We start from the raw sequence: 9,434 nt of genomic DNA, 5'->3' as shown, positions 1-9,434 counted from the left end.
CAGCACGGTGCGGGCGACCGGGTTGCCGAGCGTGTCCAGCCCGACGGCGTTCGTGCGCCAGGCCAGTCTCGGGGCGCCGTGCAGGGCGTCGACGAACAGCTGCGGCTTGGCCTTCACCTGGTTCAGGCGCACGCCGAGAGGCCACCGACCTGTCATGCCCATACCCGGGGCGTGCTCGGCTGGGGCCGCGGGAACCGCCGGGGACTCCCCGGGTTCACGCCTTGACCGGCCTGGTCACGCCTTGACCGGATCGCTCCCCGGTTCCTTCACGATGCGGTCGCCGACCGCGATCGACTTCCACAGCCCACGCCCGATGCGCACCTTCATCAACTCACCGTCCCCCCGCCTCACCTCGATGAAGTGGTACATGTTCGCGCCGTCGAGCATGCCCCGCGACTTGTCCTCGACGACGCCTTCCCAGGCGTCGTCCGGTCCTGGTTTGTGAGACTTGAACATGCCGCAAGCCTACGAAGGCAGACAGGCGCGGGTGCAGTGTCACGAGGCACGCATACTGCGGTACAGATGTCTTACAGGGACCCTCACAAATGTCCTCTCGACCCCTCGGGCACAGGAGCCGGCGTCGGCCGACCATCCGTTTCGCGCTTCCTGGCGGCCAGAGCGCTCGCCAGCACCAGCGACCGGTAGGGATTCGACGCGCTCAGAGCCTTCGCCACCTCCACGGCCTCGTCCAACAGGGCCAACCGTTGCTCGGGCGACTCCTGCACCAGGAGCGACGCGCTCGCCTCCACCAGGACGTACGCCAGCTTCGACCCGTACACCTCCGGCTCGACCTGCGTCAGAAGGCGGTAGATCCACAGCCCCTCGGCGCCGCGCACCACACGCCGGTTGGCACTGAGCAGCCTGACCCTCGCCAGCGTCACCATGTCCTGATCCATTGCTCCCCCTTCGTCCGTCACCCCCGGTCCGCGCATGTCACACAGCGAGACAGCACGGTGAACGCATCGACAACCGCCAAGGGCTGCCGACACGTCGACCGAGGAGTGGATGACGACGAGTCTCGCGCGCGAAATCGACTGCCACAAGGTCGAACGGACGTGCGCTGAGTCCTACCGAAACCGTCTCCGAACAGGCATGATGGACCTGACACTCTCTCACGTCTCGTTTCTGTCGCTGCTCATGGACGCAACCACGGCATCCAGCGGATCGATCAGACGCCGTCGAGGACGGGCCAGTGCGCGGCTGGAGAGGGCGCTGTCCGACATCATGCGCCTCGCGCCTCCCCGCGGCTCGCCCCGCCCCCGCCCCCCACGGCCTTGCGATGCGCACATCAGACCTGGCCGGCGTCGGCCGACAGATACCGCCCCACTCGTCCGAACGGCTTGGGCCGCCGGCCCGTGCTGCGCCGCGGAAAGCCTTCCGATGAGTTTCCGGCGAGCCTGGGGTCTATCCGTCAACGAAGGGAGCGCACCATGCGCAAGATCATTGTCTGCACGTTCCTGACCCTGGACGGCGTCATGCAGGCGCCGGGAGGCCCGGACGAGGACGCCGAGAGCGGTTTCGAGCACGGCGGCTGGCAGAAGCCGGTGGCCGACGAGGAGGTCGGCGCGGCCATCGCCGGTTGGTACGAGCACTCCGACGCGATGCTGCTCGGCCGCAAGACGTACGACATCTTCGCGTCGTACTGGCCGACCGCCGATCCCGGCAACCCTTTCACCCACCGGATGAACAGCATGCACAAGTACGTCGCCTCTCGGACCCTGACGTCCGTCGACTGGCAGAACTCCACACTGCTCCAGGGCGACACCGTCGACGCGGTGCGCAGGCTGAAGGAGTCCGACGGCGGCGACGTCAACGTCGTCGGCAGCGGTGACCTCGCCCAGACGCTCATGCGGCACGGCCTCGTCGACGAGTACCGGCTGACCATCCATCCGGTGATCATCGGCACCGGCAAGCGGCTGTTCGCCGACGGAGCGATCCCCAGTGCGCTCGAGCCGGTCAGAGTGACGACGACGAAGGGCGGCACCGTCGTCGGCGTCTACCGACCGAGCGGCGAACCCGCCTACGACAGTTACTAGGAGCGCCCCCGTCAGGCGGGAGTTACGGCGTCATGCCAGCGTGGCGACAATGGCCGGAAGGGACGTTGGCGGGGCGTCCTCATCGCAGGGACTCTTCTGGGGCAACCTCGACCGTGGACGTCTCAACAAGGGGGCCGAACATGCGCAGGATCGCGACGACCGTTGCAGCGCTGGCACTGACCGTCGGGGGTGGGCTCGCCATGGCGCCCAGTGCCGACGCGGCGACAGCCTGCCCGTCCGGAGCAGTCTGCATCCGCGAGACCGACGGCAGCATCCTGAGTCGGAACATCTTCTACAGCTACGGCTATCACAACCTGTCCAACGTCACCGGCAAGCGCGTGCTGGTCAACAGCCAGACCGGCGGCGCCGGCTTCCAGGTCTGCTTCGGGTACAACGGCGTCAACTGCTCCGAAGTGGCCCGCGAGACTGGTGATTTCGCGCCGTACGACATGACGCCGATCAACTCCGTGGTTCTCGTGCGCTAGTCATAGCCGGGAGCGTCCTACCGACGGCGGAGGTCGCGGTCGCGGTACGGGGTGACGTGCGCATGCTGTCTAAAAGCGCAGGTCACGGCTGGTTCGCAAGGTTTCCACAAGGTTCGTGGCGCACGATTCGGTGGGCAACGCGGACTGCCGCTGAGCGGAATCGAGATGGCTGTGCCCTGTGTTCAGCCGGGTCTCGAGCTGTCCAGCGAAGCGGCAGGCCCCCACCCGTTACACGTCACCCGAAAAAGGAAACCTCGTGAAGAAGCCCCGTATGGGCCGCGTGATCGCGGCCTCGGCCGTGCTGATCAGCAGCGGCGCCGTAGTCTTCGTCCCCGCGTCGGCGGCCTCGGCCACCGAGGCCGACTGCGACGGCATTGCCGTCATCGGCCGCTTCAGGGCCGTCGAGTCCGGCGCCTCGTTCGACTTCAGGGGCCGCCGCGTCGAGCTGCAGAACGAGTCGGCGCTCGACCGCTACAGCCGCGCGGAGATCAAGTCCGGGCGCAAGGCCGGCGACCGGCTGTGGGTCGACCGCAGCTTCCACTCGTTCCCCAACACCAAGGGCATCGTCAGCGACCAGCAGGCGAAGAGCGAGGGCTGGAAGATGTGCGGCCCCTACACCGGCACCCGCACACAGTCCGTCTTCAACTCCAACTTCGCCGCACGCGCCTGTGCCGAGATCGAGGGCATCACCAAGTGCGGCAAGTGGTACGTGGACTGACCTGCCCCGGCGGCAGGGTGCGACTTCGGCGCCCTGCCGTGTGACCGCCGTGTGACCGCACCCTGTGAGGCCGCCGCCCTTCCCCATGCGGGACGGGCGGCGGCCTTTCCGCATGCGGCAAGCGTGACGCGTGGCCGTCGGCGACGGGACGTCAGACATGCGATGTCTGGCAGGGGATGTCTCGCAACACTCTCCGCGTAGTAGGTCATATACCGTCCCACTGACGCCAGTTCATCCCTTCACACCCGTTGACACGGACGGGCTGCATGGTCGAACTTCATGCGTATCACCCGACGCTTCGGCCCGGAGGGAAGGCGTGTCTGCAGGCATCTGCAAACACTTGACGGCCTGAATCCGGATCCTTCGGGCTGCCGTCCCACCGTCTCACCCCGAAGATCCGAGCCGCCGCCTCAATACGGGAGTACAGCCATGCCGTCAGGAAATCTGTCACGCCGCACACTGCTGGGCGCCGTCGGCGCCGCCGTGGCCTCGACCGCCCTGCCCGTGATCCCCGCGTTGTCGCCCCTGCTGGCGGAGGCTGCCGCCGCGGACCCGCAGACCAACCTGGAAAAGCTCGTGAACATGCGGTTCGGCATGTTCAACCACTTCAACCTGGGCACCTTCACCGACGAGGAGTGGGCCGCCCCTCACCAGAACCCCGCCCTGTTCGCGCCCACAGCCGTGGACTGCGCGCAGTGGGCTGCCGCCGCGGCGGCGGCGAAGATGAGCTACGGCATCCTGACGACCAAGCATCACGACGGCTTCGCCCTGTGGCCGAGCGCATACGGCGCCCAGAACGTCGCGAACAGCTCCTACAAGCAGGACGTGGTGAAGGCGTACTGCGACGCCTTCCGGGCCAAGGGGCTGAAGGTCGGCCTCTATTACTCGATATGGGACCGCACCTTCGGCGTCGAGGCCTGGGAGAGCCGGCACAGGGTGTCGGGTCTCGACGTCACCGACGCCATCCAGCCCGGCGACATGACCTTCATCCTCGGTCAGATCACGGAGCTGCTCACCGGCTACGGCGCCATCGACATGTTCGTCACGGACGGCTACGGGTGGCAGATGGGCCAGCAGGCCGTCTCCTACCAGCGGATCCGCGAGCATGTGAAGTCACTCCAGCCGGACATCGTCATGATCGACCACGGTGGACTGTCGGTGCCCTTCCTCGGCGACGCGATCTACTTCGAGGAGCCGCTGGGCATCGCGGCGCCGGCCGGGAACACCTACGCCGCCACGCAGGGACAGACGATCAGCGACGGATGGTTCTGGCATCCGTCCACCCCGACCCAGGGACTGATGAGCAAGGACGCGATCCTGTCGCACCTGGCGGATCTGGAACCGAAGTACACCTCGTTCATCCTCAACTGCCCGCCCAACCGCAACGGCAGGCTGGACACCAACATCGTCAACCGACTCGCCGAAGTGGGGGCGGCCTGGAGCCCGAACACCTCCCGCCCGCCGCTGCCGACGCAGATGCCGCGCGCCGAGCACCCCGTGACGCCCGTCAGCGCCTACGCGACCGGATTCCACAGCGGCGAGGGACCGCTCAACGCCATCGACGGGCTGAGCGACAAGGGCTACGAGACCTGCTGGTCGACGTGGGGACTGACCCCGGCCCTGCCCCACTCCCTCACGATCGACCTGGGCGGGGTGTGGAGCGATGTCTCCACCCTGGAGTATCTGCCCAAGCAGTGGAACCGCAACGACACCACCGACGGCGACATCACCTCGTACACCATCTCCACCAGCACCGACGGCACGGACTTCACCCAGGTCGCCGCCGGCACATGGGCAGGCGACCACACCACCAAGGTGACCGAATGGCCCGCCCGGAACGTGGGCTTCATTCGGATCCAGGCCAACGCGGCCACCGGCGGCTACGCCAACGTGGGCGGTGTCAGGATCGGCGGACGGACGGCCAGGCCGACCCTTCTGTCGAATGTCCTCCCGGCCGGGAACACGGTCTACCGCATCGTCAACCGCAAGAGCGGCAAGGTCGTCGACGTGTACGACTTCGGCACCGCCAACGGCGCCGACATCCAGCAGTGGCCGTGGCTGAACAACACCGCCCAGAAGTGGACCTTCGCCTCCACGGGCGACGGCTACTACGAGATCAAGAACGTGAACAGCGGCAAGCTGATGGAGGTGGCCGAACTCTCGCGGGTGAACGGCGGGAACGTCGCCCTGTACGCGGACGACGACGTCCCCCAGCAGCACTGGGCGGTCACGCCGACCGGCGACGGCTACTACTGCCTCACCAACCGGTTCAGCGGACTGTCCCTCAACGTCGACGCGGGCTCGACCGCCGACGGGGCCGACATCAACCAGTTCACGTACAACCGCGCGCCTGAGGAGCAGTGGCAGATCATCCCCGTCTGACGGTCCCGCTCAACACCGGCGTCACCTCGGCGGCCCGCGAGCCCTCGGGATGCGCGGGCCGCGAGACCCTGCCCGAACTGATGTGCAGTGTGGGATGATCGGGACCATGATCGAAGCTCCCGCACGGAAGGGCGGCCACCGCCCCGCCCGATGACATGGCCGGACGAGGCCGTGGCCGACGGCACCGCCGCGACACCCGCCCACCCCTCCCGCATCGCGCTGTTCGAGGCGGTACGCGCCGACCGCACCGGCCCCGTCGCCACCCGGCTGCTCCGGCTCGCCCACGCCGACTCCCCCGCCGTACGCCGCGAGGCCCTGGGTCTGCTCCACAGCATGGCCCGCGAACTGCCCTGGGAAGAAGCGGTCAACGCCGCTGCGGCCCTGCTCGGCGACCCCGACGAGGGAGTGCGGCGCCGAGCCGCGAGCCTCGTCGGCCACCTCGGCCGGCCCGATCTGGTGCTCGCGGTCCTCGGCGAACTCACCGACCCTGTCGTGCGCACCGGCCTGGCCGGCGCGCTCGGCCCGGGCGCCGCCCACCTGACCGGCGACAGCCTCGCGTCGGTCCGCTTCCTCGCCCACCTGGAGACGCTGCGGGCGGCGCCGCCCCCGCGATGGCGATCCCTGGACGACGCACTCCTCGACGACGCCCAAGAAGCCGCCCACCACCTCGAGGACGTCGGGCGCCTCTGGGGCGAGGCCCTGTACGGACTCGGGCGTGAGCACGACACGTACGCCCTCGTGGCCCGCCTCCTCGCCGACCCCGGCACCCGGGACATCGGCGCCGACCTGACCCGCGAGGCGTGCCACGACTGGCGGAACGCCCCGGTCAGGCTACTGCCGTCACTCCTCCGACATCACAGCCGAAGGGCCACCCCGGCTCTCGACAGGGCCCTCGCGACGGCTTCGATTTCCGAGGCGGCGACGCGGGCTCACCCTGCTCTGCCGGCCGTAGCCCGTGTCACTGCGCCCCGGGGGACGGGGCGGGTCCCGTCCACCGCGCCGGCGCACGACAGCACGTCCGCCGCCGCGCTCCTCGCCGACAGACCGGTGGGCGTCACCCGACTCGCGCACGCCTCCGAGATCTTCGATGCCCTGCTGGACGCCGGCCCGTTGACCTTCCAGCAGGCGGCCCAGCTCTATAATCTGACGTTCCGTCATCCCGGCCGCTCGCAGGCGGAGTGCGCCCCGCTGTGGCTCCGGCACGCCGGCCCTTCCGCACTGCCCCGGCTGCTCGCCCTCATGACACCGCACCTGGCCGACTACGCGGTAGGCGAGTACTACCTCGCGGGTCTCGCCCGGATGGGCGGCCGCGCACGTCTCGCGCTGCCGGCCGTGACGGCCCTGATCGACAGGCGTACCCGCATCCCCGTCAACGACTCCACCCGCGACGCCGAGATGAGACTGGACGAGAGCCTTCTGGCCGCCGCTCTCCGCACCCGCCGAGCGATCCTCGCCCACCCCGATCCGCCCGCTCCTGCCCCGCAGCCTCCCCAAGCGGACTGACCGCGCTCGTCGGAGACGTGTTGCGGCAGCTCGGAGACGGCCGCACGCGATCCGCAGCCGGAGCGATGCGGCGCGAGCGGCCGTCGACGTCAACGGCGTGGGGTGTTGTGACGTGAGATTTCATGAGGTGACGTGTCAGTGGACGGCGCCGGCGACCACCGCGGTGTACCCGCCGGCCAGTTCCAGTTCCCGCGGCGGCCCGACGAAGACCTTGCGGGACGCGTGGAGCACGATCGCGGTGTCGCAGCAGGCGTGCGCGTCCTCCATGAGGTGGGTGGCCAGCACCACGGTCGTGGTCGCGCCGAGGCTGCGCAGCAGGGCGTGGAAGCGGTCCCTCTCGGCAGGGTCCAGGCCGGTGGTGGGCTCGTCGAGCAGAAGCAGGCGGGGACTGTTCACCAGGGCCGTGGCGATGCCCACCCGGCGCTGCATCCCGCCCGAGAGGGTGCGGTACCTGGCGTCCATCCGTGCGGTCAGGCCTACTTGGTCCACTGCGCGCTCCACGGCGTCGAGTGCGCCGCGGCCGGGCATGTCCTTCAGCCAGGCGGCGTAACTCACGCACTCGCGCACGGTGAAACCGCGGAACATGCCGAACGTCTGCGGCAGGTAGCCGAGTCGGCGGCGGATCTCCAGCCGCTCGGCGGGACGGCGTGGATCGCGGCCCAGCAGCTTCAGTTCGCCTTCCACCGCGCCTGCAGCCGTGGCCAGGACCCGCAACAGGGAGCTCTTTCCCGCGCCGTTGGGTCCGAGCAGCGCGTGGACGCCCTGCCCCAGTTCGAGATCGAGGCTGTCGACGGCGGTGTGGCGACGGTGCCGCACGGTCAGGCGGGTGGCGCTGATCATCGGGACCTCAGATCGTTGAAGGAGTGCCGGCGCAGCACGAGCAGGGCGCTCAGCAGGCCGGACGCCGCTCCCCACACGCATTGGGCTCCGCCGTCCAGCAGGTTCTCGAGCACATTGAGCAGGACGGTCCGCACGGAGGTGACCCGGCCGTCCTCGCGCATGGACAGCCGGGCGACGGCGGCGATCATCACCAGCCACGCGCCGCTGGTCACCACCGCGCCGAGCAGACAGCCGATGTAGGAGCCCAGAACCAGCGTCACGAGCGTCAGGGCCAGGCTGGGCACCAGCCAGGCGGCGGCCCAGGCCGAGACGCCCACGCCCGCGACCGCCGCGGCCAGCAGCAGGGGCAGGCAGACGGCGAGGACGACGCCCGCGCGCAGCATCAGCAGCCGCAGTCCGCCCGCCGGGGTACTGCGGATCACCGGCGCGAACGGGTCGGCTCTGCCCCCGTAGCTGGCCGCCACCCAGAGCAGCGGCAGCATCGGCGCCAGCAGCAACAGGAAGGGAAGGGAGTCCTCTGCACCGGCCGCGGCGGCGAGCCAGGCGGCCGCCGCGCAGACGCCGGAGACGGCGAGCAGCCAGGGCCAGCGCAGTCCGGGTACGGCTCGGAGCCATGGCGGCGGGTGCGGAAGGCGGGTCACGGTAGTCGTACTCCACGGGGATCGGGGACGGCGGGCGGGCGGCTGCCGTGTTCGGCGGCCGTCAGGTACTGGCCGATCCACGTCGCGCGTCGTCGTGCGGACAGACGCGCCAGGCGGTCGGCGGCGGACCGCTCTCGAGCGGTGGGACGGTCTGCGGACGCCTCCCCAGCGAGCCATCGGTACAACGCGTAGGCCTCCGGAGAGGCGGGCTCGTACAACGCGGGGCCGACGATGCAGGCGGCGAGGTTCCGGACGCTTGCCTCTGTGCGAGGCGAGACGCCGATCGTCCACGGGGAGCCGGATCCCTTTCTGCCCCGGCACGACTGCGGGCTGTCCTCGGTCAGCAGGTAGTGGGTGGGGGCGACGCCCTCGAGTCGCCGGGTCAGGTGTGCGGCCGCGCGCTCCAGACGCCGTCGTCGGTCCTCGTACGCGGACGAGAGGCAGACCGTCGGATCGCGCCCGGTGCACCGCAGCTCTCTGGTGTTGAGCACCGACCCTGTGGCGTCCGTCTTCGGCGTCATGGCCAGCAGCGATGTCCCTGCCGCCAGCCCGAGGACGAGGACGCCCGACGTCAGCCACCGGCGTGCGCTCAACAGCACAGCGGTCGCGGCCACGAGGGTGAACAGACCGATTCTGGACCAGGGCAGCCAGACGGGCGGACCGGGAGACGCCCCCAATGCGGCGCCTCCCGGGACCGCGTCCCCGGTGTACGTGAACCGAAGACGCGTGTAGGGAGCGACGACGAACGACGCGGCCACCCCCTACCAGGGCGGCGTCGCCGTGCACCGTCTGCTCAAGCACTCCAGCCTGGTGGTGGAGCAGGGCGGCG

At 69.6% G+C, this 9,434-nt stretch carries 10 protein-coding genes and 1 pseudogene; 6 read left to right on the top strand and 5 right to left on the bottom strand.

From position 1 onward, the window contains the following. Nucleotides 1–234: 234 nt before the first annotated feature. Complete coding sequence (locus ABT300_RS37990) at nt 235–456, bottom strand: DUF7489 domain-containing protein (RefSeq protein WP_351685979.1); 222 nt, start codon at nt 454–456, stop codon at nt 235–237. An 83-nt stretch (nt 457–539) separates the two neighbouring features. After that, on the bottom strand, nt 540–896 hold the full coding sequence (locus ABT300_RS37985; protein WP_351685977.1) for a hypothetical protein: 357 nt from the start codon (nt 894–896) through the stop codon (nt 540–542). Nucleotides 897–1,430: 534 nt separating this feature from the next. Here ABT300_RS37985 and ABT300_RS37980 point away from each other — a divergent pair. The 5 genes from ABT300_RS37980 (at nt 1,431) to ABT300_RS37960 (ending at nt 7,124) form a co-directional block, all read left to right on the top strand. Next, on the top strand, nt 1,431–2,036 hold the full coding sequence (locus ABT300_RS37980) for a dihydrofolate reductase family protein (protein WP_351685975.1): 606 nt from the start codon (nt 1,431–1,433) through the stop codon (nt 2,034–2,036). Nucleotides 2,037–2,176: 140 nt separating this feature from the next. After that, nucleotides 2,177–2,521, top strand: a complete 345-nt coding sequence (locus ABT300_RS37975) for a hypothetical protein (protein ID WP_351685973.1) — start codon at nt 2,177–2,179, stop codon at nt 2,519–2,521. Between the two features lie 256 nt (nt 2,522–2,777). Beyond that, entirely contained in the window at nt 2,778–3,239 is a 462-nt protein-coding gene (locus ABT300_RS37970; protein ID WP_351685971.1) for a hypothetical protein, read from the top strand. Nucleotides 3,240–3,668: 429 nt separating this feature from the next. Next, entirely contained in the window at nt 3,669–5,621 is a 1,953-nt protein-coding gene (locus ABT300_RS37965) for an alpha-L-fucosidase (protein ID WP_351685969.1), read from the top strand. Between the two features lie 150 nt (nt 5,622–5,771). Then, nucleotides 5,772–7,124 (top strand): HEAT repeat domain-containing protein, encoded by a 1,353-nt coding sequence (locus ABT300_RS37960; protein WP_351685967.1) that lies wholly within the window; start codon nt 5,772–5,774, stop codon nt 7,122–7,124. Nucleotides 7,125–7,259: 135 nt separating this feature from the next. Here ABT300_RS37960 and ABT300_RS37955 read toward each other — a convergent pair whose 3' ends face one another. Genes ABT300_RS37955 through ABT300_RS37945 form a run of 3 tightly spaced genes read right to left on the bottom strand, consistent with a single transcriptional unit; the run spans nt 7,260 to nt 9,219 of the window. Further along, complete coding sequence (locus tag ABT300_RS37955; protein ID WP_351685964.1) at nt 7,260–7,964, bottom strand: ATP-binding cassette domain-containing protein; 705 nt, start codon at nt 7,962–7,964, stop codon at nt 7,260–7,262. Then, the gene (locus ABT300_RS37950; RefSeq protein ID WP_351685962.1) at nt 7,961–8,605 is read right to left on the bottom strand and encodes a hypothetical protein; all 645 of its coding nucleotides are present in this window, start codon (nt 8,603–8,605) and stop codon (nt 7,961–7,963) included. The genes ABT300_RS37955 and ABT300_RS37950 overlap by 4 nt, the downstream gene beginning before the upstream one ends. Then, nucleotides 8,602–9,219 carry a hypothetical protein gene (locus tag ABT300_RS37945; RefSeq protein WP_351685960.1) on the bottom strand — a complete coding sequence of 206 codons (618 nt, stop codon included), beginning with the start codon at nt 9,217–9,219 and terminating at the stop codon, nt 8,602–8,604. The genes ABT300_RS37950 and ABT300_RS37945 overlap by 4 nt, the downstream gene beginning before the upstream one ends. A gap of 127 nt (nt 9,220–9,346) precedes the next feature. On the opposite strand from ABT300_RS37945, the pseudogene ABT300_RS37940 reads away from it, so the two are divergent. Further along, nucleotides 9,347–9,434, top strand: a pseudogene (locus tag ABT300_RS37940) (alpha/beta hydrolase); the annotation flags it as partial.

Origin of the sequence: Streptomyces sp. NPDC001027 (genome assembly GCF_040299045.1) — a bacterium.
Lineage (GTDB): Bacteria > Actinomycetota > Actinomycetes > Streptomycetales > Streptomycetaceae > Streptomyces.
The sequence above is the reverse complement of the archived record's forward strand: the minus strand, read 5'-3'. Positions and strand labels throughout refer to the sequence as shown.